The organism is Aureimonas pseudogalii, assembly GCF_014196835.1.
Taxonomy (GTDB): Bacteria; Pseudomonadota; Alphaproteobacteria; order Rhizobiales; family Rhizobiaceae; genus Aureimonas; species Aureimonas pseudogalii.
The window spans coordinates 123,495-148,412 of the sequence record NZ_JACIEK010000011.1; the positions used below are offsets into that span (position 1 = coordinate 123,495).

At 68.2% G+C, this 24,918-nt stretch carries 25 protein-coding genes and 1 pseudogene; 20 read left to right on the forward strand and 6 right to left on the reverse strand.

The features are described from left to right. Nucleotides 1-76: 76 nt before the first annotated feature. Genes GGR04_RS17515 through GGR04_RS17525 form a run of 3 tightly spaced genes read left to right on the forward strand, consistent with a single transcriptional unit; the run spans nt 77 to nt 1,792 of the window. Nucleotides 77-406, forward strand: coding sequence for a YnfA family protein (locus GGR04_RS17515; RefSeq protein ID WP_183201228.1), 330 nt, complete (start codon nt 77-79; stop codon nt 404-406). Continuing rightward, on the forward strand, nt 403-1,347 hold the full coding sequence (rsmI, locus tag GGR04_RS17520; protein ID WP_246393269.1) for a 16S rRNA (cytidine(1402)-2'-O)-methyltransferase: 945 nt from the start codon (nt 403-405) through the stop codon (nt 1,345-1,347). The genes GGR04_RS17515 and rsmI overlap by 4 nt, the downstream gene beginning before the upstream one ends. Nucleotides 1,348-1,396: 49 nt before the next feature. Further along, nucleotides 1,397-1,792, forward strand: coding sequence for a YraN family protein (locus GGR04_RS17525; protein ID WP_183201259.1), 396 nt, complete (start codon nt 1,397-1,399; stop codon nt 1,790-1,792). Between the two features lie 22 nt (nt 1,793-1,814). On the opposite strand, the gene GGR04_RS17530 is transcribed toward GGR04_RS17525, so the two are convergent. Continuing rightward, the gene (locus GGR04_RS17530; RefSeq protein WP_183201264.1) at nt 1,815-2,420 is read right to left on the reverse strand and encodes a hypothetical protein; all 606 of its coding nucleotides are present in this window, start codon (nt 2,418-2,420) and stop codon (nt 1,815-1,817) included. A gap of 230 nt (nt 2,421-2,650) precedes the next feature. Between GGR04_RS17530 and gshB the strand changes: the two genes are divergently transcribed. The 4 genes and pseudogenes from gshB to GGR04_RS17550 all read left to right on the forward strand — a co-directional run bounded on the left by gshB (nt 2,651) and on the right by GGR04_RS17550 (nt 6,890). Beyond that, nucleotides 2,651-3,589, forward strand: a complete 939-nt coding sequence (gene gshB, locus GGR04_RS17535) for a glutathione synthase (protein ID WP_183201260.1) — start codon at nt 2,651-2,653, stop codon at nt 3,587-3,589. A gap of 111 nt (nt 3,590-3,700) precedes the next feature. Continuing rightward, nucleotides 3,701-4,345, forward strand: a complete 645-nt coding sequence (locus GGR04_RS17540) for an SH3 domain-containing protein (protein ID WP_183201229.1) — start codon at nt 3,701-3,703, stop codon at nt 4,343-4,345. Between the two features lie 173 nt (nt 4,346-4,518). Beyond that, nucleotides 4,519-5,223: pseudogene (locus GGR04_RS17545) on the forward strand (magnesium chelatase domain-containing protein); the annotation flags it as partial. After that, nucleotides 5,205-6,890, forward strand: a complete 1,686-nt coding sequence (locus GGR04_RS17550) for a recombinase family protein (protein WP_062205696.1) — start codon at nt 5,205-5,207, stop codon at nt 6,888-6,890. The pseudogene GGR04_RS17545 and the gene GGR04_RS17550, both read left to right, overlap by 19 nt. A gap of 92 nt (nt 6,891-6,982) precedes the next feature. On the opposite strand, the gene GGR04_RS17555 is transcribed toward GGR04_RS17550, so the two are convergent. Continuing rightward, entirely contained in the window at nt 6,983-8,353 is a 1,371-nt protein-coding gene (locus GGR04_RS17555; protein ID WP_183201231.1) for a DNA cytosine methyltransferase, read from the reverse strand. A 353-nt stretch (nt 8,354-8,706) separates the two neighbouring features. On the opposite strand from GGR04_RS17555, the gene GGR04_RS17560 reads away from it, so the two are divergent. The 7 genes from GGR04_RS17560 (at nt 8,707) to GGR04_RS17590 (ending at nt 13,431) form a co-directional block, all read left to right on the forward strand. After that, the gene (locus tag GGR04_RS17560; RefSeq protein WP_062205690.1) at nt 8,707-9,225 is read left to right on the forward strand and encodes a hypothetical protein; all 519 of its coding nucleotides are present in this window, start codon (nt 8,707-8,709) and stop codon (nt 9,223-9,225) included. 129 nt (nt 9,226-9,354) lie between these two features. Beyond that, nucleotides 9,355-9,918, forward strand: a complete 564-nt coding sequence (locus GGR04_RS17565; protein ID WP_062205688.1) for a recombinase family protein — start codon at nt 9,355-9,357, stop codon at nt 9,916-9,918. Between the two features lie 180 nt (nt 9,919-10,098). Further along, entirely contained in the window at nt 10,099-10,515 is a 417-nt protein-coding gene (locus tag GGR04_RS17570; RefSeq protein WP_062205686.1) for a nuclear transport factor 2 family protein, read from the forward strand. Between the two features lie 3 nt (nt 10,516-10,518). Beyond that, on the forward strand, nt 10,519-11,034 hold the full coding sequence (locus GGR04_RS17575) for an RNA polymerase sigma factor (protein WP_061979106.1): 516 nt from the start codon (nt 10,519-10,521) through the stop codon (nt 11,032-11,034). Further along, nucleotides 11,031-11,840, forward strand: coding sequence for an anti-sigma factor family protein (locus GGR04_RS17580; protein ID WP_062205685.1), 810 nt, complete (start codon nt 11,031-11,033; stop codon nt 11,838-11,840). Before GGR04_RS17575 ends, GGR04_RS17580 begins: the two co-directional genes overlap by 4 nt. Continuing rightward, complete coding sequence (locus tag GGR04_RS17585; protein WP_183201232.1) at nt 11,837-12,730, forward strand: LysR family transcriptional regulator; 894 nt, start codon at nt 11,837-11,839, stop codon at nt 12,728-12,730. The genes GGR04_RS17580 and GGR04_RS17585 overlap by 4 nt, the downstream gene beginning before the upstream one ends. After that, nucleotides 12,727-13,431 carry a uracil-DNA glycosylase family protein gene (locus tag GGR04_RS17590; RefSeq protein WP_062205668.1) on the forward strand — a complete coding sequence of 235 codons (705 nt, stop codon included), beginning with the start codon at nt 12,727-12,729 and terminating at the stop codon, nt 13,429-13,431. Before GGR04_RS17585 ends, GGR04_RS17590 begins: the two co-directional genes overlap by 4 nt. Here the strand turns inward: GGR04_RS17590 and GGR04_RS17595 are convergent. Then, complete coding sequence (locus tag GGR04_RS17595; RefSeq protein ID WP_062205665.1) at nt 13,418-14,569, reverse strand: TDT family transporter; 1,152 nt, start codon at nt 14,567-14,569, stop codon at nt 13,418-13,420. The two genes, GGR04_RS17590 and GGR04_RS17595, sit on opposite strands and share 14 nt — an antisense overlap. Before the next feature lie 88 nt (nt 14,570-14,657). On the opposite strand from GGR04_RS17595, the gene GGR04_RS17600 reads away from it, so the two are divergent. Beyond that, a complete protein-coding gene (locus GGR04_RS17600) occupies nt 14,658-15,170 on the forward strand; it encodes a DUF305 domain-containing protein (protein ID WP_246393273.1) in 513 nt (170 codons plus the stop codon). Beyond that, a complete protein-coding gene (locus tag GGR04_RS17605; protein WP_183201233.1) occupies nt 15,167-16,549 on the forward strand; it encodes a YncE family protein in 1,383 nt (460 codons plus the stop codon). The genes GGR04_RS17600 and GGR04_RS17605 overlap by 4 nt, the downstream gene beginning before the upstream one ends. Nucleotides 16,550-16,778: 229 nt before the next feature. On the opposite strand, the gene GGR04_RS17610 is transcribed toward GGR04_RS17605, so the two are convergent. From GGR04_RS17610 to GGR04_RS17620, 3 genes are all read right to left on the reverse strand, one after another. Continuing rightward, nucleotides 16,779-18,176 (reverse strand): AAA family ATPase, encoded by a 1,398-nt coding sequence (locus GGR04_RS17610; protein ID WP_062205653.1) that lies wholly within the window; start codon nt 18,174-18,176, stop codon nt 16,779-16,781. A 5-nt stretch (nt 18,177-18,181) separates the two neighbouring features. Then, nucleotides 18,182-19,894: an ATP-dependent nuclease gene (locus GGR04_RS17615; protein ID WP_062205651.1), complete on the reverse strand. Its 1,713-nt coding sequence runs from the start codon at nt 19,892-19,894 to the stop codon at nt 18,182-18,184. Between the two features lie 95 nt (nt 19,895-19,989). Beyond that, nucleotides 19,990-20,826, reverse strand: a complete 837-nt coding sequence (locus tag GGR04_RS17620; RefSeq protein ID WP_183201234.1) for a hypothetical protein — start codon at nt 20,824-20,826, stop codon at nt 19,990-19,992. Between the two features lie 577 nt (nt 20,827-21,403). Between GGR04_RS17620 and GGR04_RS17625 the strand changes: the two genes are divergently transcribed. The 4 genes from GGR04_RS17625 to GGR04_RS17640 all read left to right on the forward strand — a co-directional run bounded on the left by GGR04_RS17625 (nt 21,404) and on the right by GGR04_RS17640 (nt 24,898). Beyond that, on the forward strand, nt 21,404-22,783 hold the full coding sequence (locus tag GGR04_RS17625; RefSeq protein WP_210291850.1) for a hypothetical protein: 1,380 nt from the start codon (nt 21,404-21,406) through the stop codon (nt 22,781-22,783). Nucleotides 22,784-23,515: 732 nt separating this feature from the next. Then, entirely contained in the window at nt 23,516-23,815 is a 300-nt protein-coding gene (locus tag GGR04_RS17630) for a hypothetical protein (protein ID WP_062205640.1), read from the forward strand. A gap of 94 nt (nt 23,816-23,909) precedes the next feature. After that, the gene (locus GGR04_RS17635) at nt 23,910-24,407 is read left to right on the forward strand and encodes a hypothetical protein (protein ID WP_062205637.1); all 498 of its coding nucleotides are present in this window, start codon (nt 23,910-23,912) and stop codon (nt 24,405-24,407) included. Nucleotides 24,408-24,502: 95 nt separating this feature from the next. Further along, complete coding sequence (locus GGR04_RS17640) at nt 24,503-24,898, forward strand: hypothetical protein (protein ID WP_062205634.1); 396 nt, start codon at nt 24,503-24,505, stop codon at nt 24,896-24,898. The last annotated feature ends 20 nt before the right edge of the window (nt 24,899-24,918 follow it).

Below are 24,918 nucleotides of genomic sequence, written 5' to 3' on the forward strand. Positions count from 1 at the left end.
ATCGGAAACCAGAGACGGGGTTCCGAGGGCCTCAGGCCCTTGGCGGGGCCGGGGGCAGCGCCCCCGTCTTGCCTGCATGACCGCGATCGCGGCGTTCGCGCTGGCCGCGGTGCTGGAGATCGCGGCGTGCTTCGCGGTGTGGGCGGTGGTGCGATCGGGTGCCGGCGTCTGGTGGCTGGCGCCCGCGATGGCGGGGCTCGCGGGTTTCGCCTGGCTGCTGACGCAGGTCGAGGCGAGCCATGCCGGTCGCACCTTCGCAGCCTATGGCGCGGTCTACATCGCGGCCTCGCTCGGCTGGCTCTGGGCGGTGGAGGGCGTGCGGCCCGACCGATACGACGCGATCGGCGCGGCGCTTTGCCTCCTGGGCGCGGCGGTGATCCTCTGGGCTCCACGGAGCGTGGCATGAGCGACGAGGGCGAGGATCCGATGGACCACGAGGTCGAGGACGAAGGCGCGCCCGAGCCGAGCGCCGCGTCGTTCACGCTGCGCGGCACGGCGTTTTCGGCGCACAAGCCCGAGCCCGGGCTCTATCTCGTGGCGACGCCGATCGGCAACCTCGCGGACATCACGGTGCGGGCGCTCGACGTCATCGCTTCCGCCGACCGGCTGGCCTGCGAGGACACGCGCGTCACCGCGAAGCTCTTGGCGCGCTACGGCATCCGGCGGCGGATGACGCCCTATCACGAGCACAATGCAAAGGAGGCGGGCGAGGCGCTGCTCGCCGATCTCGACGCCGGCCTTTCGGTGGCGCTTGTGTCGGACGCGGGCACGCCGATGGTCTCCGACCCCGGCTTCCGGCTCGGCGAGGAGGCGATCGCGCACGGGATCCCCGTGTATCCGATCCCCGGCGCCTCGGCGCCGCTCGCCGCGCTCCTCGCCTCCGGCCTGCCGTCCGACGCCTTCTTCTTCGCCGGCTTCCCTCCGCCCAAGGAGACGGCACGGCGCCAGCGGTTCCAGGCGCTGGCGCGGGTGCCGGGCACGCTGATCTTCTTCGAGGCGCCGCATCGCATCGCCGAGAGCCTCGCCGACATGGCCGATGTCTTCGGGCCCCGCCCGGCGGCGGTGTGCCGCGAGCTGACGAAGGCCTACGAGACGATCTATCGCGGGCCCCTGCCCGATCTCGCGACACGCTTCGCGGCCATGGAGCGGGTACGCGGCGAGATCGTCGTCTGCGTCGGCCCGCCGGCGGAAGCGGCGGACAGCGCACCGGCTGACGTCGATGCGATTCTCAGAGGTCTGCTCGCCGAGATGAAGCCGGCAAAGGCCGCGCAGGAGGCGGTGAAGCTGACGGGGCTTTCGCGCCGCGATCTCTACCAGCGCGCGCTGCAGTTGAAATCGGGCGCCTGAGCCCGACACTGTCCGGGCGAGCGGGAGCGGAGGGCGACGCATGGCGAGGATGACGGACGGCGGACCGGACGCAAGGCGCCAAGAGCTGGCGAAGCGCCGCGAAGGCTTTGCGCGGGGTCATCGCGGCGAGACGCTGGCCGCTTGGGCGCTGCGGCTGAAGGGCTATCGCATCCTCGCGGTGCGCCACCGAACGAAGCTCGGCGAGATCGACCTCGTGGCGCGGCGGGGCGACACGGTGGCGATCGTCGAGGTGAAGGCGCGCGCGACGGTGGAGCAGGCGATGGACGCCGTGACGCCGGCCGCGCAGCGCCGCATCGAGGCGGCGGCCGATCTCTGGCTCGCCCGCCAGCGTGACTACGCGCGCCTCTCGCTGCGCTTCGACATCGTCGCCGTCGTGCCGCGCCGCTGGCCGGTGCATGTGAAGGACGCGTGGCGGGCGCGGTGATCTCCGGCGCCCGCCGCCATCGTCAGACGCCGGCGGCGCCGCGCGCGGGAGCCTTCGGGGCGAGCGTCTTCGGCGCCGGCGCTGGGGCGGCGGGGGCGGCAGCCACCGGAGCGGACTTCGCGGCGAGCTCGGGCGTCATCACCTCGCGGGTGGTCTTTCCGTAGATCTGCCGCTCGATCGTGCTGGCGAGACCGCGGGCGAGCGCGCGGTCGACGCGGGCCCGGTCCTGCGCCGCCGAGATGACGGCGCCGGCGATGCCGTTGATCGCGCCCGCATCCAGCGTGACGGTGTTGAAGCGGGTGATCTCGCGTCCGTCCTCGCCGCGCAGCACGCCGAGGGCCGAGAGTCGGTTGGCGTCGCCCACGAGGAGGGACGCCAGCGGGTTCTTGTAGTGGACGTCGGTGAGCGTGACGTCGAGCGTCGCGGGCTTGCCCTCGTGCGCGCCGACGAGCTGCGAGGGCAGCGTCTGGCGGGCGAGCGACAGGAGATCGGTGTCGGCCTTCAGCGTCGGCGCGGCGCTCACCTCGACGCGGCGGATCGCCAGCGGGCCGGTGGTGTCGACGAGCGGCTTGGCGCAGCCGGAGAGGAGCGCCGCGAGGCCGAGCGTCGCGACAATGGTTCTAAGCACTTATCATTCCTTGCATTTCTGGTCCTGCGAGGTCTTCGCCTAGCCGATGGCCTCGCGGATCGACAGCGCTGGCGCGCTCGATCCCCGTGTCCACCCTGACGTTTGCGTGATCTTGCGACACAACCCATGGATGGTGTTGCACCCCGGCCACGAAACCCTTCCCCGTGGACTCGGCCCCCGAACCCCGCTACCTCGCGGGGACTTACCGGAACGTCTTCGAGGAAGCCGCCATGTCGCTGAAGGTCGCGGTCCAGATGGACCATGTGTCGGGCATCACCATCCAGGGCGACTCGACGTTCGCCCTCTCCTTCGAGGCGCAGCGGCGCGGGCACGAACTCTTCCACTACACGCCCGACCGGCTCTCGTTGCGAGACGGCGTCGCCACCGCGCGGGTGGAGACGATGGTGCTCACCGAGGACCAGGGCCGGCACTTCACGCTGGGCGAACCGACAAAGGTGGACCTCTCGACGATGGACGTGGTGCTGCTGCGGCAGGATCCGCCCTTCGACATGAACTACATCACCTCGACGCACATCCTCGAGCGCATCCACCCCAAGACCCTGGTGGTCAACGACCCCGCCTGGGTGCGCAACATGCCCGAGAAGATCTTCGTCACCGAATTCGCCGACCTGATGCCGGAGACGATCATCACCAAGGACCCGGCCGAGGTCGCGGCCTTCCGCGCCGAGTTCGGCGAGATCGTGATGAAGCCGCTCTACGGCAACGGCGGCGCCGGCGTCTTCCACCTGACGAAGGAGGACCGCAACCTTTCCTCCTTCATGGAGACCTTCGCGCTCCTCTTCCGCGAGCCCTTCATCGTGCAGCGCTACCTGAAGGACGTGAGGAAGGGCGACAAGCGCGTCATTCTCATCGACGGCGAGCCGGTGGGCGCGATCAACCGCGTGCCCTCCGAGACCGACGCGCGCTCCAACATGCATGTGGGCGGGCGCGCCGAGGCGACCGAACTGACGACCCGCGAGCGCGAGATCTGCGAGCGCATCGGCCCGACGCTGAAGGAGCGTGGCCAGGTCTTCGTCGGCATCGACGTGATCGGCGACTATCTCACCGAGATCAACGTGACCTCGCCCACCGGCATCCGCGAGGTCAAGCGCTTCGGCGGCGCCGACATCGCGGCCCTGTTCTGGGACGCGGTGGAAGCCAAGCTCTGAGCCATCGGACTTGCCTGAACGCGCGATGAACGCCGCATTCCGTTTTCGTTGGGGCGCGCCGCGCTAGGTTCCCCCATCGACGCCTTCACCCCTGTCGGACGGTGCCTTCCCGTGACCACGCTCTCCCGCTTCCGCCTCCTCGCCCTCGCCGCCGCGATGCTCGCGCCCGCAATGGCCGAGGCCGCCACCGCCATCGCGACCACCAACGTGAACCTTCGCGCCGGCCCCTCCACCGCCTATCCGCCGGTGAACGTCGTGCGCGGCGGCGAGGACGTCGAGGTCTACGGCTGCCTTTCCAACCGCTCCTGGTGCGACGTCGACTTCTACGGCCAGCGCGGCTGGATGTCGTCGAACTACCTCGCCTTCGTGCGCGGCGGGCGGCGCTACACGGGGCCGGAGGTCGTCGGCTATCTCGGCGCGCCGGTGGTGGGCTATTCCTTCGGCCGCTACTGGGACGACCATTACCGCGGCCGCGACTTCTACCGCGACCGCCGCCGCTGGGACGGGGTCTACGGCCCCCGCATCTTCGACGGCCCGCCGCCGCGCCGCGAGGTGCGCGACCGCTATGACGACCGGCGCCGCTTCGAGGATCGCCGCCGCGACGACCGGGCCGACCGGTTCGAGCGCGACCGCGACCGGTTCGAGGGCCGGCGCGACCGGGACCGCTTCGAGGACGGCCCGCCGCGCCGCTGGCGTGAGGGCGGGCGCCCCGAGCCGCTCGGCCGCGTCGACGACTACGGCAGCGACGGCTACTGAGCGCTCCGCATTTTCGAGCACAGACGATCGGGGCGGCTGATGAGGGCCGCCCTTTTCTTGTCGAAGGTCGCGTTTTCGCCGAAATTTGTTCGCGCCCTGTTCTTGTCTCCAACGGCCGTGCGCGATAGGTTCGCACCAGCGGGGCGTGTGCCCGAGGGGTGCGGAGTTCGTCGATGATCGCTCGCGTGAGGACGGTCGCCTTCCAGGGCGTCGACGCCAACCCGGTGGACGTCCAGGTGATGATCGCGCCCGGCAAGATGGGCATGCAGATCGTCGGCCTCGCCGATAAGGCGGTGGCCGAGAGCCGCGAGCGCGTGCAGTCGGCGCTGCACGCCTCCGGCCTGTCGATGCCGCCGAAGCGCGTGACCGTGAACCTCGCGCCGGCCGACCTGCCGAAGGAGGGCTCGCATTACGACCTGCCGATCGCGCTGGGGTTGATGGCCGCGCTCGGCGCGCTGCCGGCCGAGGCGCTGTCGCGCTTCGCGGTGCTGGGCGAGCTCTCGCTCGACGGCATGGTCGCGCCGGTCGCGGGGGTGCTGCCGGCGGCGATGGCCGCCAACGCGCTCGGCCTCGGGCTGATCTGCCCGGACGCCTGCGGACCCGAGGCGGCTTGGGCGAGCGGCGAGATGGAGATCGTCGCGGCGCGCTCGCTCATCCAGATCTGCAACCATTTTCGCGGCACGCAGCTTCTCGCGCGTCCCGCCCCGGCGGTGCAGGCGGCGCCCGGCGACCTGCCGGATCTCGCGGAGATCAAGGGCCAGACGGTGGCCAAGCGCGCGCTGGAGGTGGCCGCCGCCGGCGGGCACAACCTCTTGAAGGTGTGCTACATAAACTCCATCGATTCGATGGAGTACGCCGGATGCCCAAAGCCTTCTCCTACATCCGTTTCAGCACCCCGGATCAGGCGCGGGGGGACTCGCTGCGTCGCCAGCTTACGGCCGCTCGTGCATGGTGCGAGGCGCGCGGCCTAGAACTCGACGACAGCCTTCGTGACCTTGGCATTTCCGCCTACAAAGGCGCGAACCGGGATGTCGGCGCGCTCCGGTCGTTCCTTGCCTTGGTCGAGGCAGGCAAGGTTCCGCGAGACTCCTTTCTCATCGTCGAATCCTTGGACCGCCTGTCCCGCGAGGCCGTCCTGGATGCCGCGGCGAGGCTCTTCGACCTGATCCGCGCAGGCGTGATCGTCGTCACCCTCTCCGATGGGCAGGTCTACTCCGAAGAGCGCCTGCGGACGGACTGGACGCCGCTGATAGTGTCCATCGCGGTCATGGCTCGCGCCCACGAAGAGTCCCGGATCAAAGGGGAACGCGTCGGGGCGGCATGGGCCGCCAAGAAGGCTGCCGCCCGTGAGGAGGGCCGTCCCCTCACCTCGCGTTGTCCCGAATGGATCGCGATCGAGGGCGGGCGGTTCGTCGTTCGAGAGGATCGCGCGGAGATCGTGCGGACGATCTTCCAATGGGCGATCGAGGGCTATGGGCGAAGGCAGATCGTCGCCAAGCTCAACGGGGCGGGCACGCCGACGTGGCGAGGCGGCGTCGGGTGGCAAATATCAACGGTCGGGAAGATTCTGACTGGCCGTCTTGTTCTCGGTGAGTACCAGCCTCACGTCGGCAGCAGCCGGGCCGGGACCCGTCAGCCTTCTGGAGACCCGATCATCGGTTACTACCCGCCGATCGTCGACGAAGACACCTACTGGCGCGCCCAACAGGCATCGCAGGGACGCCGCGTCGCCGCTGGTCGACGCGGAAGGGGCGTTGCCCACCTCCTCCTCGGCCTCGGCCGTTGCACGCGTTGCGGCGGGGCCATGCACCTCGTCAACAAAGGTGCCATGCCGAAAGGCGGGAGCTACTTCGTATGCTCGGTGGCAGCTCGGAAGGCTGGCTGTGAGAACGATGGCCGCTGGCGGGTTGACCATATCGAGTCCCGCCTCCTCCGGGGACTCGCTTACCTTGATGCCGGAGCCATCCTGAATGGCGCGCAGCCGACCACCGAGGCGGATCGCGTGTCGCTCCTTGCCGCCCGGCTTGCCGAAATCGAGGTAGGCCGTGGACGCCTCCTCGCGCTGGTGGAGGACGGCGAAGAGGGAGCAGTCGATCGTTACCGGGCGCTCGGTGGCGAAGCCAAGACGATCAGGCGCGAACTCGCAGAGGCCACGAAGGCAGCCGCGGCAGTCGCCGCCGACCCAGGACTCAAGGCTCGGCTCGGCGAGGCCGTCGATCTGTCGAGGGCGATGAACGAGGCCGACGGGGACGACCGTCACGCGATCCGGACGCGCCTCGCCGAGCAGCTCCGCCAAATTGTCGCCGAGGTGAGCTTCGATCCCGCGATCGGGGTTCTTGCGATCTTGACCCCGCGACCCGGTCTTCCTGCCGATCAGGTTCCGTCGATCGTCGGAGCGTCGAAGATGGCGGCATGGCGCCTGTGGCTCAACGACGACTCCGACCCGGCCGGCCTCGCCGGGGTCGAGGACATGCCTCGTCCCGACGAAGATGCGAAAGCCCTCCGTATCCTTGCAAAGTTGCGGGGACGGCGAGCGTCGGCGTAGCCGGCGCGAACCGTCCGATCCCGGCAACGCCCCTGCGGGGGCGTGAGACCCTCCTGGGAAGGTTGGAGCTGGTCCGAAGGACCGGGAGGGGATCAGGCAGCCGCCCGCTCGTCGGACCTCTCTTCGACCGCGTCCGCCACCATCACGGACCTCGTCCGACGCGGCGTCGGCGGGATCGCCCGCCATTCGGCATGCAGCCGCAGCGCAGCCCGCAGGTCCGACCGGACCCCCGTCGAGAGCTTCGCGAATCCTTCGACGGCCTCAAGCATCGCCAGTTCGGCAGCGAGGTCGGCAAGGATTCGACCTCCGAGCAGCCGACGCGCCCGACCGAGTTGGGTGCGTCGATTTCGAAGGGTCTGCCCGACCACCCCCTTCGCTCGAAGCCACGTCGAGAACCCCGGCTCCAGTGCCGGCACCGTCTCGCCCCTGTCGCGCGCCATGATCACGCGGCCGATCGCTTCGGCGAGGCCGGAAGGGACCGCGTTGGCGATCATCTGGTCAACGTTCCTCAGTCGGCCGCCAGCGGACCAGTCCCAGCCCGCCGGGAACCCTTGCAGACGCGATGCCTGTTCCCGCGTCAGGCATGGGACCGAACCGGCCGGCGCGATGTCGTCGCGGTGCGGGGCGGACAGGTAGCGTGGCCCCGGCGGTTCCGCCGAAGTCCGGACGATGGCAGGGCACGGCTCATCTACGCTGCGGACGCCGCGTCCGCCGCCGAACGGTCTGACGTAGAGGGCGCCAAGTGCGAGCAAGGCCCGGTCAGCGGCCGAGAGGTCGGCATTCGCAGGCAGCGGGCGTCGTGTCGATTCGCGGATGGTCGGCATCGGACCGTCCGAACTCCAGAGCCGCCGCTTACCCGCATGCCGCGGATGGGCATGGACGACTTCCCCGACCTCGCCGCCTAGAACGTCGCGGATCGTCGTCGGCCTGTCGCTCGCCGCGGCACGGATCGAGGAGGCGAGGAATCCGTCCGCCTCCCCCAGCCTCCCCACCACGATCAGACGTCGGCGACTCTGGCCGACCCCATAGCGGCTCGCGCAGACCACGGCCTCCGACAGACCATAGCCTGCCCGGACGAGCAGTTCCCGCGCTGTCGCCCATGCGGCGGACTTAGCGGCTTGCGGCACGTTCTCCATAAGCACCCATCGCGGTCGCGCGACAACGACGACCATGGCGAACGCCACCATCAGGGATGCCCGCTCGCCCTCGACGCGGCGCCCCGCGGCGGAGAAATCCTGGCAAGGCGGTCCACCGCAGATGAGCTCGGGACGTAGCGCAGCCACGGCCGGCGCGACCGCCAGGAGATCGCCGATGTCGGCCACTTCGGCATGATCGCCGAGGTTCGCGCGGTAGACCGCAACCGCCTCCGGCCAAACGTCGATCGCGCGGGCCACCTCGCAACCGGCGCGGCCCAGCCCGAGCGAGAGACCGCCCGCACCGCAGAAAAGCTCGACTGTCCGCAACGTCGCCCGCCTCACCATACCTAACAACTCAGGTACGGTCGTAGCCAACGGAATGGGAGCGGACCTTGCGTTCGACTGGACCCGTCCCGCCCCCGTTTACCACAGCCCCGGCGCGCCTTCGGCGCTACGTGACGGCGCGGCGCGCCGGGGCTGCTCCGCCTTCGGCTACGATCCCGGCTCGCGGGACTGGAAAACAGGGACGGCCCTACCCGCCGAGCAGCGCCCCGGTCCGTCCGTCTAGCGACGGCCGTGCCGCCGCTCCCCGGCCGCGTTCCCGCCGGCGACGTCGATCACGCTCGACGGGGAGTCCGCCGGCACCGACCATCGGAGTTCCGACCTCACGAGGAATGCCGATGCCCCGCGCAACCACCCCGACCGCCACCGCCCTCCTGGCCCTCGTCCTCGCCGCCGGGACGACCGTCCCGGCCCCGGCAGCGAACTACCTCTACCGCGCCCGCCCTGTCGCGATCGCGGCGCCCGCGCCGTCTCTGCCCGCCGGGGCCGTCCAGTCGGGACCCGACGTGCTGCTCCCGCCGCCGGTCACGGCGGACAGTTCCCGCCCCGCCGTCGCCGGCGCCACGTACCGCACGACCCGGCCCATGGCGGTGATCGGCGCAGAGATTATCGCGGACAGGCCGACGAACATCCTGTCGGTCAACGGGCGCACGTACTACGTCTGCTACATCCCGACGCGCAGCCTTCCGGCCTGCCTCCGCGATGTCGTCGTGAACGCCGACCCAGCCGTGACGGCCTACGAGCGGGACGGCTACCTGTACTACTCGTCGCCCGCCGGCTTCGCCTTCACCCCGGCGAGCGCGGAGGAGCGGGCGTTCCTCGTCCGCTTCGATTTCCGGCAAGTCGTTCCAGGCTGACCGCCGCCTTCCGGAAACCGCTTGCGCCTTGCCGACCCAGCGCAAGAGGATTGTGAAAGGCCGAACCCGTTGCGCCGTCGGTGCCCGCCCGAGCCTTCCCCAAACGGCCGTTTGCGAAAGGCCCCTCCCATGCTCCTCGGCTACGCCCGCGTCTCGACCAGTGACGATCAGTCCACTACCGCCCAGGCCTGCGCGCTGCGCGACGCCGGATGCGATCGCGTGTTTGAGGAGGTCGCGTCGGGCGGGCGCTGGGACCGCCCAGAGCTTCATCGGCTGCTCGACCACCTGCGCCCCGGCGATACCCTCGTCACCTGGAAGCTCGATCGCCTGTCGAGGTCCCTCCGCGACGCATTGACGATCATGGAGCGGGTCGAGTCCGCGGGGGCGGGATTCCGCAGCCTGACCGAGGCCATCGACACCACGACCCCAGCCGGACGGATGATGTCACACATGGTCGCGGCATTCGCAGAGTTCGAGAGGTCGCTTATCCGCGAGCGCACCGCGGCCGGTCTCCGACAAGCTCGGATCGAAGGCCGGGTCGGCGGGCGTCGGAGCAAGCTTTCCGCCCGCCAGCGCGAGGAGATCGCCGAGAGCGTGTTGTCAGGCCGGAAAACGGCGGCCGACATGGCGAGGCTCTACCAGGTGAGCCAGCCAACCGTTTCCCGAATCATCGCCAAGGCACGGCCGCACTGAACCGCCGCTATCGACCCCTCGGAGCCGTTTGGCGCCCTTTCAGCTTGCGCCGTTAGCGGACGTTCCGTCTGAACGCCGAACTGAACCTGCTCGTCTCTAATTTTCAGTCCTTTGGGAATAAGCGCCGTTCCTGAACGTCTTCCGTCGGCCAATCGCGGCCGAACCGAAGGACACCGAGCCATGAAGACCCTTTTCGCAGCCATCGCCATTCTTTCCGCCGGGGCTTCGACCGCGCTTGCGGGTCCCGCCGGCGACATGGCGAAGGCGCATATCGAAGCAATCGCCAAGGGCGATAGCGCCGCGGTCACCGCCGCCTATGCGCCGTCCGCAACGCTTCACTGGGTCGGCGGTCCGCTCGATGGCACCTACACGGGCCCCGAGATCGCCGCGACCTGGGCAAAGTTCGCCAAGGCGCAGACCGGCCTCAAGGCCACCGTCGTCGAGATGCGCGAGAGCATGAACCCGAAGGGCGCCACCGTCGTCGCCGATGTCGTCTTCGCCAACGACAACAAGATCCCGGTGCGCTACGTCATGCTGTTCCGGGACGGCAAGCTCACCGACGAGATCTGGCAGATCGACCCAACGCTGGCGAAGTAAGGCATGTCCACCGACGAGATCGCGGCGCGGATCGAACCGCTCATTCCGGGCCTGAGGCGCTATGCCTATGGGCTGGTGCGCGATGGCGACGCCGCCGACGATCTCGTCCAGGACTGCCTGGAGCGTGCCGTCGGGCGCTGGCACCTGCGCCGGCCCGACGGCGACCTGCGCGCCTGGCTGTTCGCCATCCTGCGCAACCTCCACCTCTCGGGCCTGCGCCAGCACAAGCGGCGTGGGCCTCACGTGGCGCTCGACGAGATGGCCTCGCCGCCGGCGGTGGACGGCGACCAGGACGGCCGCGCCGGGCTCCGCGACGTCCTAGCTGGGCTCGATGCGCTGAGTGAAGAGCACCGCACAGTCCTCCTTCTCGTCGGGGTCGAAGACATGAGCTACGACGAGGCGGCGCGGGTGATCGGGCTGCCGGTCGGCACGGTCATGTCGCGCCTATCGCGGGCGCGCGAGAAGCTGCGCGCCATCCTGGAGACCGGGATTCGCGCGCCCTTGAGGAGAGTCAAATGAGCCGCAGGGACACGCCCGTCGGCGAGGACGACCTGCAAGCCTATGTGGACGGACGGCTTGAGGCCGAGCGGCTGTCCGCAGTCGAGGCCTATCTCACGGAGCGACCGGAGATCGCCGCGGCCCTCGATCGCGACCGCGAGATCGCCCGGGCACTGCGCGAACGGCTTGCCTTCAAGGCCGGGGAGCCGATCCCGGCGCGGTTACGCATCGCCAACATCCGCGAGGCCCGGCGCGGTCGGTTTGCTGTCACGCGTCTGCGCATCGCGGCTGTCATGGGCTGGCTGATCCTCGGCAGCGCCGGCGGGTGGCTGGCGAACGACGTCCTGCGCGTGCCGCCGCAGATGCCTCGTGTGGCGGTCATGGCCGACGAGGCGATTGCGGCGCATCGCACCTTCGTGGTCGAGGTGGTCCATCCCGTCGAAGTGCGGGCCGACGAGGAGGCACATCTCCTGCAATGGCTATCGAAGCGGCTGGGAACGCGGCTGTCGGCTCCGGACCTGACAGGGCTCGGCTATCGGCTGATGGGCGGGCGCCTCCTGCCTGCGGGCGTGGGTCCCGCCGCGATGCTGATGTACGACGACGACCAGGGCACGCGGCTGACGCTGTTCATCAAGACCGACGAGAAGGACGAGACGTCGTTCCAGTTCGTCGAGGAGAACGGCGTCTCAGCCTTCTTCTGGCGCGACGCCGGCCTTGGCTACGTCGTGTCGGCCGAGGCGCCGCGCGAACGGTTGATGCAGGTGGCGACGGCCATCTACGACAGCCTGAACCGCCCCGCCCCGGGCATCTCCGGCGGTACGCTGTGACGCTCGATCAGCTTCGCATCTTCGTTGCCGTTGCCGAACGCGAGCACGTGACGGAGGCGGCGAAGTCGCTGAACCTCACGCAGTCGGCGACGAGCGCCGCCATCGCCGCGCTGGAGGAGCGCCACGACATCAGGCTGTTCGACCGCGTGGGGCGGAGGATCGAACTCACCGAGGCGGGGCGCCTGTTCCTGCCCGAGGCCCGCGCGGTGCTTGCGCGGGCCGAGGATGCCGGCCTCATGCTTTCCGAACTTGCCGGACTGAAGCGGGGTCGTCTCCGCATCGTCGCCAGCCAGACGGTGGCGAACCACTGGTTGCCGCCGGTGCTCGCGGGCTTCAAGGCTCGCCATCCCGGCATCGAACTTCGGCTGAGCATCGCCAACACGGCGCGCACGGCCGAGGCGGTGCTGGATGGCACGGCCGATCTCGGCTTCGTGGAGGACGAGCTCGGCGATGTCCGACTCGGCACGCAACGCGTCGCCGATGATCGACTGATGCTGGTCGCGGCATCAGGGCACAGAGGCTCCAGGTCTCCCGTCGCGGCCGGGGATCTTGCATCGGCGCGCTGGGTGCTTCGCGAACGGGGCTCGGGCACCCGCGCGATCCTCGAAGGTGCGCTCGAAGCCTTCGGTGTCGATCTCACCGCGCTGTCGGTCGAACTCGAACTGCCCTCGAACGAGGCCGTGCGCGCGGCGATTGAGGCGGGCGCCGGCGTCGGGATCCTCCCCGCCGTGGTCGCGGATGCAGGCCTTCGCACGGGGACACTGGTGGCGCTACCCTTCGACCTGCCGTCGCGCGGGTTCCATTCGGTGTTGGCGAGGGACCGTCACCCGAGCCGCGCCGTCGCCGCCTTTCTCGCCGAGCTGCCGACGATCGAGGTGCCGCCGGCGTGATCGATGGATCGACCACGTCCAGACGACATTCAGTCGACGCGATCGTCGAGCGTCTCGCGGCGCTGCCTGAAAAGGCCAACCTGTTCAACCCCTATGCCGGGTTCGACGCGGAGATTGAGGACGCTGACGCGCCAGCCATCCGCCGTCGCAATCTCGGGCGTTATCTCGCCGCGATGGCGGATCGCGGCGTCAATGACCTCTGGCTCGGCGAAGCACCCTCGCGCTTTGGAGCGCGTCGGACAGGTGTGCCGTTCACGGGCGACGGGCGGCTCGCCGACCTGTCGGAGCGGCTCGGCCTCGATCCGCCGCTGGCGCGGGCGACCCGCGGGACCCTGCCGACACTGGAGTCTGGAACCTCCCGGGAGATCTGGAACGCGGTGCCCGACCCGCTGCCGTTGTTCTGGAACGCGGTGCTCTTCCATCCCCATCGCGGCGTTCTGCCCTTGCGCAACCGGACGCCGACGCGGACCGAGATCGCCGAACATCGGAAGGTGCTGGAGATGATCGTCGCGATCTTCGCGCCGCGCCGAATCCTCTGCATCGGCCGGGTGGCACAGCGTGCGGCGGACGGGCTCGGTATCCCCGCCACCTACGTGCGCCACCCCGCCCAGGGCGGCGCCGTCCGGTTCCGGGCCGGCGTCACCGCCTTCCTCAACAAGCAACCGCCGGCGGCTGCTTTTCCTTCTCTCAATCGGCCTTGAGGCAGGGCGAGACGAAGAGATCGCCCCTCCAGGCACCGCGCACCGTCCTCGTGCCGACGATCACCCAAAGCACTGCCAGCACCGCGACGAGCACCGCACCGAAGACCTGGATGGCAGCGATCGGCAGGAGGGTGCCGAGCTTCAGCGTGGCCACGGCATAGACACCAAGGGGGAACGTGTAGCCCCACCAGCCGATGTTGAAGGGAAGGCCATCGCGCAGGTAGCGCAGCGTCACGAGCACGGCCATCGCCAGCCACCAGAGCCCATAGCCCCAGAGAAGCAGCCCGCCGAAGAGGCCGAGCCCTTCCGCAAAGGCGCCGAAGCGCTCCAGACCGTTGGCGGAAAGGATCGCGGGGGCCGCGCCGCCCAGCGTCATCAGCCCGAGCGAACCGGTGCCGATCGGCCCGAGCGCCAGCCAGCTCGACGCTGCCATGTTGGCGTGCGGCAGCTTGTGGACGGCCATGCGCAGTAGGAGCACGACGAGGATGCTGAGCGCGATCGGCACCGACAGCGCCCAGAGCGCATATGAGAGGGTCAACACCACGAGCTGGGAATGCGGATCGACGAGATGCGGCGCGAGCAGTCCCCCGGAGACGGCCGCGACTTCGGCCGCGACCACCGGCAGGAGCCAGACCGCCGTCATCTGGTCGATCGAGTGGCTCTGCCGGGTGAACATCATGAAGGGGATGGCAACCCCGCAGGCTGCTGCCATCGCGACGTCGATCCACCAGAGCGTCTCTGCGATCCTGAGCGCGACCTCACCATAGCGCGGCAGGCCGAAGATCAGGAAGCCGTTGACGATGGTGGCGAGGCCCATCGGGATGCAGCCGAAGAACATTGACACGACGGAATGGCCGAAGATGCGCTTAGCCCCGTCGAAGAAGAAGATCCAGCGGGCGGCATAGAGGCCGGCGAAGAGCGTGAACAGCGCGATGTTGAACATCCAGAGGCCCTCGGCCACCGGATGCAGCATCGGCACGTCTGCCTGGAACTGCGACAGCGCGATTGCCAGGATCCCGGTGCCCATCGTGGCGGCGAACCAGTTCGGGGTGAACTGGCGCACGACCTCCCGCGGGCTGTCGAGGCGTGACAGCGGTTGGAGGCCGAGGGTGACGGCACGCATCTGTTCGAAGGTCATCGGCGGGGTCCTTATCCTGCCGGGACCATGCACAACGGCGATCGTTCGATCCAACGCGTTGTTTTGGTCATTCCGATCGATGGAGGCGATGGATGCTTCAGGCGCCTCGCCCCGAATAAATGTTGCCGCCACGGGAATGAAAGGCGTCCGCACGCGTCTTCTTGCCGACCCCGTACTTCGAGGACCCTGTGAATCCATGCTGAAGACGCTTCTCCTGACCCTGGCCTTCGCCGGGGCGTCACTCTCCTCGGCAGAGGCGCAGGACGCGCCCGCTCATCAGCACTCGCCGATGGTGCCGGCCACGCCCGACGGTTCACACTATGCCGAAGCGACCGCCGAGGCGATGGAGAGGATGCACGCCGGCATGATGTCGGCTCAGGTGACCGGCGATCCCGAGCACGACTTCCTGTCCCAGATGATCCCGCATCACCAGGGCGCGATCGACATGGCCAAGGCCGTCCTCGGCTCGACCGGGGACCCGGCGATCCGCAACCTCGCGCAGTCCATCATCACCGAACAGACCTACGAGATCGCGCTGATGCGCTCGATGCTCGCCGCATCCGCCGACAAACCAAAGCCCGTTCCGGAGACAACCCCATGACCCGCACCGCCATCCTCGCCGCCGCGCTCCTCGTCTCGACGTCGGCCTTCGCGCTGCCTGCCGCGTCAGACCGCGTCTACACCGCCGACCAGAACTCCAACACGGTCTCGGTCATCGACCCCGTCGCGAACAAGCTGTTGGGCCAGATCCGGCTCGGCAATCCGCGCCCGGACGTTCTGAGCCCCCTCTACAAGGGCGAGGTCAACGTTCATGGCCTCGGCTTCTCGCCGGACCACAAGACGCTTGTCGTCGTCTCGACGGTGACAAACTCCGTCACCTTCATCAACACGGCGACCAATGTCGTGAAGGGCACGACCTATGTCGGGCGCAACCCGCACGAGGCCTTCTTCACGCCGGACGGGACGGAAGTCTGGGCGACGGTGCGCGGTGAGGACTATCTGTCGGTGATTGATGCCGCGACCTTCAAGGAGACGGGCAGCATCCCGACGACAAGCGGTCCGGGCATGACCAAGTTCTCACGCGACGGCAAGCTCGCCTTCGTCGCCAACTCGTTCAACCCGGTGCTCGAGGTCTTCGACGTCGCGAGCCATGCGCTGGTGAAGCGGATCCCGGTCGTCTCGCCATTCGTGCCCTTCGTACAGGTGAGCCCTGACGGCAGCGACGTCTGGCTGACGCACAAGGACGTCGGCAAGGTCACGCGCGTCGATGCCAAGACGCTCGAGGTGAAGGAGGTGATCGACAGCGGACCGATCTCCAACCATCTCGGCTTCGGCACGGTGGACGGCGCGACGCTGGTCTACGTCACGATCGGCGGCGAGAACGTCGTGAAGGTCTACAAGCCCGGCGAGAAGACGCAGCTCGTCGCAACCATCCCCGTCGGCGCATTGCCGCACGGCATCTGGGGATCGGAGGACGGCAGCCGGATCTTCGTCGGGCTCGAGAACGGCGACAAGGTCGACGTGATCGACACGGCCGAGCAGAAGGTCGTCGCGGAAATCCCGATCGGACAGGCCCCGCAGGCCCTCGTATTCGTGCCGGGCGCGGTTCCCGAGGGCGCGGGCACCGAAAACCTCGTGCCGTTGAAGGCGGGTCCAGAGAACCTGACGCTATCGCTGAAGGCACCCGAGGGCGCGGACGGTTCCGGCATGGTCGTCTCGCGCAATCTCGGGCTCGTCGATACGATCGACGTCAGCGTCGCCAAGCTGAAGCCGATGACCGAATACGGCGTGTTCTTCGAAGGGCAAACCGAGCCCGTCGTGGTGCTGAAGACCAACGACAAGGGAGTCGGCATGGCCTCCAGCATCGGCCCGGTGCGCACGATCGGCGCCCCGGGGGAGCCGACGGCGGGCAAGGAGCCGGGGCTGGTCGTGGTCGAGGGTCTGAAGGGCACGGCCAGCCCGGTCCTCGCCAGCCGCTAGAGACGCTTGGGTCCAAAATCGCCATGCTCGGCGCGAGCAACAGTCCGCGCCGAATTGGCTTGGTGGCATGTTCGCTGCGTGTGGCGCTGTCTTTGGGGCCGATCGATTGGACTCAAATTTGGACGTCGCCGAACCCGTCGGGAGCAACTGAATGTCAGCTACCTACGAGTAGCAGCAGTAAGCGGACGGGCGGAAAACCACCCGCTGCGGCGTTCACCGAATGCCTTGATCAGAAACCCAGCGTGGGCGCGCGCGAGCAGATCACCAGCTTGCGTGCACCGCGCGTCATGGCGACATACAGGTGTCGGGCATCCATCTTGTCCGCCGACAGGATCACCGCGACGTCGGCCTCCAGCCCCTTCAGGAGCAAGGTGCTCCCAACCGCTCGGTTCGGTAGTTCCCTGCCGAGTTGGCGATGCTCTTCGCGCATTCGGACGCAGGCAGCGCGAAACCCGTCGGCATCGGTGGATTGACGGAGTGCCTGCATGCACGCCCGATGAACGGCCGGACGGTAGACCCTGACGCCCGACTGAGCGTTGATCTCCGACAGGAGTGCGAGGACCCGGCTGTGGCACCGATCGTCCTCGAACGCCATCGCGGCAGACTCGGCACCGTTAGCCTCCTTCCGCGCACGTCCACCCCGAAGCACCTGAACCCGTCGGACGAAGTCCTTGCCCCCGACGTTGTTCATGACGCTCTCGGCGAAGTCCACGATCACCTCGAGCGCGTTCGGTGCCGACAGGTCGAGCCGCTGCGAGAACATGACGAGGTCCTGGAGGTCGACGGCTTCGACGGTCACCGCGCCGGGTGTCTGGCTGGCGAACGCTCGTTGCGAGGCCGGATTGGTGCTCTCGCCGATGATGAGCACGTTGCCGCCCGCGACGGGGGACTTGGTGAGGCAGGCGCGCAGTTGGGATGGGTGGTCGCTTCCCGACCCGTCGAGCCGCACCCAGGTGACGTTCGGCCCGTTCCTCACATCAACGCGGCCGCCAGTTTCCAGGGTCCCGCGAACCTCCAGGAGCCAAGCGCCGAGATCGTGCGCTCCCGCGTTGATCCAGCGCCATGGGGTGTCCAGGGTCTCCGCCACCGGAAACGTCGCGAGGACGTCGCCGACCCAGTCCGCCATGCAGTCGATCTTGCCGAAGTTGAAGATCGCCTGCATCGGGTCGCCCAGCACCGCAGTCGGAACGAGAGCCGCGATCCCTGCGACGGTGGCATGCTGGAGGCAGGAGCAGTCCTGGTACTCGTCGACGATCAGCCTGTCGTAGCTGGCCCGGATCACGTCGTCGACATGCCCGGCGGCAAGCAGCCCGGCCGCAGCTCTCCTCGCCTCCGGATAGTCGGGACGTGCCGCCTCGACGATCGCCGGGTCATGGCCCGAACGCGCGGGGAACGTCGATATGAGCCTCATCGCCCACCCGTCGATCGTCGACAGCCTGTAGGCCCGACGGGAGACCCCCGACCGCTCAAGCCTGCGGCGAAGTGCTGCGACGCCCGCGTGCGTGTGCGTGAGAACAAGGATCGGCAACGGCCGGGCATGGCGGAGCAACGCCGTGGCGATCAGTTCGGTCTTGCCGCACCCCGCGGGTGCGACGACCGAACCGCGCTCAATCGACAAAAGGTCCATGAGCCTTAGACTCCGTCGATCCATTTGAACGCATCGATTACGACCTTGGTCAACTGAGCGTCGGCCGTCCTGAGGTTCGGCCCCACTACGTCATGAGCCGCGTCTTCCATAGCGGTGATTTGCTTGAACCAGCCCCCCTTCTTCGCGGCGGACGCCAGCGCACCCCGCTCGTCGAGGCCCAGCCCGCCGAAGGCAATCAAGTTACGTAGATGCTCTAGTCCGTGTCTCCCTGCCGAAGTCGATTTGATGTGCTGATCGACGAGATCGGCCTCCTTCATCGCGACTGCGCTCTCCAGCAGAGCGCCAACCGCCGCGTCGCCGAGGCCGAGGAACAGTTCGTCCTCAACAGCATGGCCAGCCCGCCAAGCGAACACCTCGCCGCCCTGAGCGAGGAACGCGCCCTCCTCGGGTCCAGACGGCCTGTCGCTATCCCGAAGGACGGCGGTGCGATAGCCCATGGCGATGAACGCTGAGGCGCGCGCGAAGGTGTTGCTTCCGCCACCGTCCACCAAGCCGACACCATGGGCGGTCAAAGATGGATAGCCGTGATCCGTCCGGTAGCGATCGATGCCCCGGACGAACCCGACCTCCGTCGCTCCCTCGCAGACCAGCACCGACCGCGACAGGAGCGCGTCGGGCGCGAGCCGCACGGCACCCTGCACGTCGCCCGCGACCGAGACCCGAACGATCGAGACCTCTCCGGACGAGGTGCGTCGGACGACCTGGAGCTGATGCGTCGTGAGTTCCTTGACCGCGACCGGCGAGTGGGTCGTTAGGAAGGCTTGGAGCGGCGGAACCTGCTCCTTCGACCCCAGTTCCGAGAGTAGGCGGTGGATGCGGTGCGGCTCCAGTCCGTGCTCGAGTTCGTCCACCAGGATCATGGATGCTTGTTCGGCGACGAGCCTCTGCAAGCCGACGACCAGAAGACGGGACGAGCCAAGCCCAAGGCCCTGGAGGGGGACCCCGTCGGAATCGTGCAGCGACACGGTCCCGCTGCGGATGTCCATCGATCGCGGGTCGAGCATTGCCGTGACCCCAGTGCCCACCGGCACCCCCAGCCGATCTGACAGGCCCTGGACGGACTGGAGCGCCGAGGCGAGGTCCTTCGCGGCCTCCTCGCCGAACGTGGTCCGGGCGTCGCGTGCTGCCCGGCTCAGCACGGAAGACACATCGACCTTCTCGTCGGAAACCTTGCTGAGGACCGATCCGCGACGCCAGCCGAGATTATGGCCGCCGGCTCCCGCCAGCCGAGTCGGCGCGATGCGTGTCCTGTCGCCCCAGGACAGGTTCTTGGTCAGCCCTAGTCGGGACGCGCGGTCCGAGACCAGCGACCACTGAGGCTCGAGGTCCTCGCCGATCCGCATCTCGACGGTGATCACGGTCTCGAGGCCCTGCCCCGGCTCGTCCTCCAGCAGGCCGACCGTACGGTCGAAGCCGCGCAGGAACTGGCCGTAGGACTCCAGCGCCATGAGGTTTCCGTCCAATGCCCCCAACGTGGCGGAGATCACGATCTCGCGCCCGCAGTCGAGCAGGTGGAAGTCGGCATCCCCGATCTGTGGGGCCCTGCGCGCACCGAGGCATAGGTCGATCGCTTCTAGGACGGTCGACTTCCCGCTGTCGCCGGGACCGACGAGGCAGTTGATGCCTTCTTCCGGAAGCCATTCGAGCGAGCGAATCCCTCGGAAGTTCTGCACGCTCAGTTTTCTGATGCGGGTCATGTCGCGGGGCGCTCCATGCTGGCCGAATGGATGCCGACCACGTCATGGAGGAATCACTTACGCCAAGCGGGTCCGATTGTCAGTCGCCGCTAAGTTCACTCGTCCATGTACGTGCTCTCGAACGCCAACCTCGCGTTCCCCGACGAGGTGGTGACGCCGGTGATGGCGCACGAGGTCTTCGACCGGACGGGGGCGGCCCCGGACAGGCTGAACCCTTGGCCCCGGTACTCCCCCCGGACTTCGTATGGCGCAGGCGCGCAGCCCTTCTTGTAGACGAAGGCGGTCCCGCGGATCGGCACCGACCTCGGGTCCAGGCTCCACGGCCGGCCGCGGTAGAGCACCGTCCCCGGCTTCACGGTCCCGGCGATCGAGGCCTTTGGCTTCGCGTACACGATCACACCCTTCCCGGCGTCGACGATCATCTCGGACCCGTTGTGGTCGTATGGCAGGCCGTCGAGCGAGTTCAGGGAGACCACCTCGGCCTTTGTCGACGAGGACGGCGTCGGCTCCTCCTCCCCGCCGCCCAGCGCCGCCATGATCGCGCGATCGAAGGCGGCGCGCTCGGCCTTGGTCAGGCCCGCCACCTTCATTCCGGTGCCGACTCGACGTTCGAGCTGCGGCCCGGAGAAGAAGGGATACGCAGGAACCCCCAGGCTCGCGACCGCCTGCCCATCGACGTTGGCGGCGGTGATGTCGAGCGCGGCGCACTCCGCCAGCTTCTCCACGGTTGCCGTCCTGTTGAGGGACCCGTAGCACGTCTCGACCGCCTCGGCGGCGCCGCTGATCCCGCTCTCCCCGTAGATGCCGCGGAAGGCGGCTGCACCCCGCTCCGCCCCCGCCGAGACCGACCGCGACAGATCGGGACCGGCCATCGCGGCGGGCGACAGGGTGAGCATGGCGGCGATGGTCAGGACGCTGGCGGCTAGACGCATGAGGACTCCGTCGATCGTGGAGCCGTCACCCTGGCACGATCGAGGAAACCTTCGGTTGCCAAAGCTACTCGCATTCTCACGGATCCACGCCGAAACGCGGAGCTTCGAGAGTTCGGAACTCTCGAATAAGACGCTTCGAGTTTCGAAACGTTCTCGATCGATGCAGGATCGACGACCGAGCGGATAGTTCGAGAGTCCCGAACTATCGAACGACCACACGAAGCCGGATGGTTCGACGGTTCGGGACTCTCGAACTAAGGCGACCTTCGACGGTTCGGGAGTTTCGAACCGAATGTTTCGACTTTCGAAGCGTTTTGCGACTTCGGCGTCCGGCCATGTGACACGCCGTTTCCTGGAAATCGCCAGACCATACAGGCGCTTACCCGGCGCGAAAGCCGTCTTCGCCGAAATGCCTTTATTAGTTAGGGAGGGTCTTTGGGTAGGGCCGTTAGGAGCGGAGCGACGGTCGGCCCGTCTTCGGCCGACGCAGTCGGACGCTTGACGGAGGTCCGTCCGGACCTGACCCTTTAACGCATCGACCCGGCCACATGGGATTGCAGTCCCGGCCGGGTCATGGATGCGTTTCAATGGAGGTGACGATGCGCGATCGAGCCGCACCCGTCAAGACATGAGCATTGCGCCGGAGGCCTTCGAGTGGCTTCGCGCGCAGGCATACGAGCGCTGGGGCATGATGCCCCAAGCCGAGCGTCAGGCCGGGGAAATCGCCGCCTGGTGTCGGTCGGCCCTCCTCCGCTGGCGCGAGGGGCGGCCGGACGGAGTCGATCTCTCCGACGCTCAGATCCGGACGACGGCGGAGGGCGTCGCGCGCTTCATGGTCCAGCGGTTCGGCCAGAAGCGTGCCCGTCCGGCGCCGCGGACGACAGCCGAGGGACGCGCCGTGGAGAAGCTGATCATCAGCGCCGTCGTTCCCGACTACCTTGAGGAGATTGGACGACCGGTGACCGCCAAGGCCGTCGCGCAGCACCTCGACGTGAGCGAGCGCAAGGCATCGCGCGCGCTGGCGACGGGCCGGGGCGCTCCGAAGCGCGACGCCCGCGTGGCCGCGCTGGACGGGCACGGCCGTATCCTCCACGAGATCGCAGCGGCCCTCCTCCCCGTCGATGGCTTCTGCGTCCTTCGCGCGAGCGACATCGCGGCTCGTCTGTGGTCGGACCCGGCGGAGACGGATGCCGCCCGTCGCAAGCGGCGGGAGAGGCTCCTGAAGGCGTTCGCGCCGCTTGCGCTGCTGTCGTTCCACGTCGTTGCCAAGGGCGACCTCTTGGCCCTGCGGCGGGGCCGCAAGTGGACGCCCGAGGATGCGGCCGCTCGCTTGGCAGCCGCGGCCGAGAAGCCCGGCCGCGTCGCGCCTCTCCCCGTCCCGCGGGACAAGGGCCTCTTCTGGGAGTCCGTCGAGGTCAGGGGCCTGATAGCTACGCTCCGCGTCTCCCTCAGGGGCGGCGACCGTCCCGACGTGTTCGAGGACTTCCTCGCGATCCAGCGCCTCGTCCATGACGGACGCGCGATCATGGGCATCTACCACTTCGCCCATCGGATCAGCGGCAGCATCAACCACTGGTGCAATGACCTTCCGGACTTCTTCGCCCGGGCCGCCGTCGGGAATTGGGGCATCCGAACGGAGGCAACCGTCAGCCATGCACTCGGCGAGCTCGGGCGCCGGATTACGATGCTGGAGGAAGACGGACGCTGGGGACGTTCCGCGTTTGACACGGTGCAGACCCTGCTCTCGTTCGAGTCGCGGGGCGTGCCCTTCATCGAATGCTTCGATGACGATGCGCGCGCCCGGATCAAGGCATTCCAAGCGATCGTCGACGTATCGGACGGCGATTGCTGGATCGACGGCAGCACCGCGCTCGAACTGTGCGAGCGGCTCGCCCGCGAGGAGCGGGAGGGAACTTGGTCCGCGGACTCTTGGATCAAGTACGGCGCGCCGTTCTAGGGGCATCGTCTGCGCCTGATCGGCCCAAGCGCGAGGCATCCGCGACTGGGTCCCGCTGGCGACGGACGACGCGATCAGGTCCGCCCTTGCCGATGCCGCCTTGATGATCCTCGCCACGGACGCGCCCGGCGCCGCGCAGATCATGTCCGCCCTCGCCGCCGCCTTCCCCGGCCGAGGCGGGGTGCCAGGGACCGTTCGCGCCCGCTGCCGATCGGGGTCCCTGCTGCCGACCCTCATCAAGCCCAGGCGGACGACGGGCGAAACCTGATCGAAAAAAGTTCGCGAGGCCGGGAACATTCTCGATTTTGGCGACCTCATACCTTTGAGACCGTCCTGCCGTGTCGGTCGGGACACCGTGCGTCGCCGAGATCGGCGGTGCCGTCCGCCTTGACGAATCCTTGCCGCGGCCAGGACCGCCGCGGTTCGAATCCTTGCGAGTCCTTGCGCCGCCCGGATCGAGTCCTTGTATTCGCTCCGCCAAAAGATTCGATTGAAAGTATTCGAAACGTATTGAGTGCCTTCAGCCGCGCAATTGTAGGACACGTCCGCGACCCGATACACCAGAGTTCCTGCATGGACGGTCACTCTACCCAAGATAGAGCTTCACATAAACTTCGGATGAAGTAACTAGAACTTTACGTATGTTCAATTTTGCTGATAGAGGTGGTTGACGCCCCGTATTGCTCTGCGTCATGTTGTGTGTGTCATCACATGACGGAGAGCGCGACGACGATGATCGAGACGACGACCCAGACCCCACGCCGCTGCGGCGCATTGCCGATCGGCGACCGCGCGATGACCGACGCGGAGCGCTCCCGCCGCTACCGTCGCAGGCACTCCACGACCCGCCTCCTGCGGCTCCCGGCGGACCCGGCCGACTGGCTCACCGCCTTGGCCGACCGTCTTGGCGTCGATCCAGGCTCGGTGCTGACCGAGGCGCTTGAGGCTCGGGCATACGTCATCGACCATGCGCCGTGGGTGCTGGAAGACGCGCAGGCGGTGCGGGAGATCGTGGAACGGGGCGGAGCCTGATCCCCGTCCTCCACCCGACCGCTCGCGGCAGGAGCGGCCCAATGGGGGACGGCCAAGACGGCACCCTCGCGACAACCAACAACTGGAGACCAGCATGACCGAGCAGCAGGCCATCACCGAGGTCGAGGACCTCACGCAGGCCATCAGGGATGGCGTCGACTACGGTGCCGTGAACGTCCGCAACACCGCCGTGCAGCTCCGCGAGTTCTACGGCGTCGACGACGCGATCACGGACGAGGAGATCGAGGCGGCGCATGTCGAGGCGATGCGCGCGGACTTCGGTCCGGTGCTGGTCTTCACGCGAGGCGACTACCGCGTCATCGTCGCAGTGAAGATCGGCTACCTCGGCATGATCGAGGACGAGGAGGTCATCCTCCAGGCCGCGCGGGACCTAACGGAGGAAGGTGGCGAGGCCGTCAACCTGGAGCGCGTTTCAGGCCGCGAGGAGGGAGACGACATCCTGCGCGCCTTCCGGATGCCGGAAGGCGCCTACGTCGGCGACGAGACTGACGCGCGACTCGTCCAGCGCTTCGGCGACGATGTCGCACGCTATCGGATCGTGACGCAGTGTCGGACCGCCGAGGCTGCCTGACACCGACCCCGGCAGGCTAAGGCCCGCCGCCCTCCACCAAGCCGCCGGGGATCACCGGCGCCGCAGCGGGACGCGGAGTCCCGGAGAGACACCCCATGGACATCGAGAAAGATTTGACGCCCTCGCGCGAGGGCGATCGGCCGCCCTATGCCGACAGGTGGCACACCCTGTCCGACTGGATGCGTGTGAACATGCGCTCCAAGGACCCGCGCTACTGGACCGCCGAATTTCCCCACGAGGTCACCGGGACCGAGATCGAAGGCGCCGCAGGCGTGCCGAGGGGGTGGACGGTCCAGCTCTTCGTGATCGACAGCGACGATGAGGTCCGCGCCGAGGTGCGCGCTTTCTTCTTCGCGCCCGATCGCTCCGTCACGGTCTCGGTCATGCAGATGCCTGACGACGTCGCGGCACGGAAGGACCTCTACCGTCGATACGTCTGGGAGTCGCGGGACCTCGCTGCCGAGATGTGGGAGCGGCGCGAGGCAGCCTGACGACCCCCCGGCGGGCTACG

Coding starts and splice junctions, on each gene's coding strand:
- GGR04_RS17515 (WP_183201228.1), top strand. CDS start 77: ATGACCGCGATCGCGGCGTTCGCGCTGGCCGCGGTGCTGGAGATCGCG.
- rsmI (WP_246393269.1), top strand. CDS start 403: ATGAGCGACGAGGGCGAGGATCCGATGGACCACGAGGTCGAGGACGAA.
- GGR04_RS17525 (WP_183201259.1), top strand. CDS start 1,397: ATGACGGACGGCGGACCGGACGCAAGGCGCCAAGAGCTGGCGAAGCGC.
- gshB (WP_183201260.1), top strand. CDS start 2,651: ATGTCGCTGAAGGTCGCGGTCCAGATGGACCATGTGTCGGGCATCACC.
- GGR04_RS17550 (WP_062205696.1), top strand. CDS start 5,205: ATGCCCAAAGCCTTCTCCTACATCCGTTTCAGCACCCCGGATCAGGCG.
- GGR04_RS17560 (WP_062205690.1), top strand. CDS start 8,707: ATGCCCCGCGCAACCACCCCGACCGCCACCGCCCTCCTGGCCCTCGTC.
- GGR04_RS17565 (WP_062205688.1), top strand. CDS start 9,355: ATGCTCCTCGGCTACGCCCGCGTCTCGACCAGTGACGATCAGTCCACT.
- GGR04_RS17570 (WP_062205686.1), top strand. CDS start 10,099: ATGAAGACCCTTTTCGCAGCCATCGCCATTCTTTCCGCCGGGGCTTCG.
- GGR04_RS17575 (WP_061979106.1), top strand. CDS start 10,519: ATGTCCACCGACGAGATCGCGGCGCGGATCGAACCGCTCATTCCGGGC.
- GGR04_RS17580 (WP_062205685.1), top strand. CDS start 11,031: ATGAGCCGCAGGGACACGCCCGTCGGCGAGGACGACCTGCAAGCCTAT.
- GGR04_RS17595 (WP_062205665.1), bottom strand. CDS start 14,569: ATGACCTTCGAACAGATGCGTGCCGTCACCCTCGGCCTCCAACCGCTG.
- GGR04_RS17600 (WP_246393273.1), top strand. CDS start 14,658: ATGGATGCTTCAGGCGCCTCGCCCCGAATAAATGTTGCCGCCACGGGA.
- GGR04_RS17605 (WP_183201233.1), top strand. CDS start 15,167: ATGACCCGCACCGCCATCCTCGCCGCCGCGCTCCTCGTCTCGACGTCG.
- GGR04_RS17610 (WP_062205653.1), bottom strand. CDS start 18,176: ATGGACCTTTTGTCGATTGAGCGCGGTTCGGTCGTCGCACCCGCGGGG.
- GGR04_RS17615 (WP_062205651.1), bottom strand. CDS start 19,894: ATGACCCGCATCAGAAAACTGAGCGTGCAGAACTTCCGAGGGATTCGC.
- GGR04_RS17620 (WP_183201234.1), bottom strand. CDS start 20,826: ATGCGTCTAGCCGCCAGCGTCCTGACCATCGCCGCCATGCTCACCCTG.
- GGR04_RS17625 (WP_210291850.1), top strand. CDS start 21,404: ATGCGTTTCAATGGAGGTGACGATGCGCGATCGAGCCGCACCCGTCAA.
- GGR04_RS17630 (WP_062205640.1), top strand. CDS start 23,516: ATGATCGAGACGACGACCCAGACCCCACGCCGCTGCGGCGCATTGCCG.
- GGR04_RS17635 (WP_062205637.1), top strand. CDS start 23,910: ATGACCGAGCAGCAGGCCATCACCGAGGTCGAGGACCTCACGCAGGCC.
- GGR04_RS17640 (WP_062205634.1), top strand. CDS start 24,503: ATGGACATCGAGAAAGATTTGACGCCCTCGCGCGAGGGCGATCGGCCG.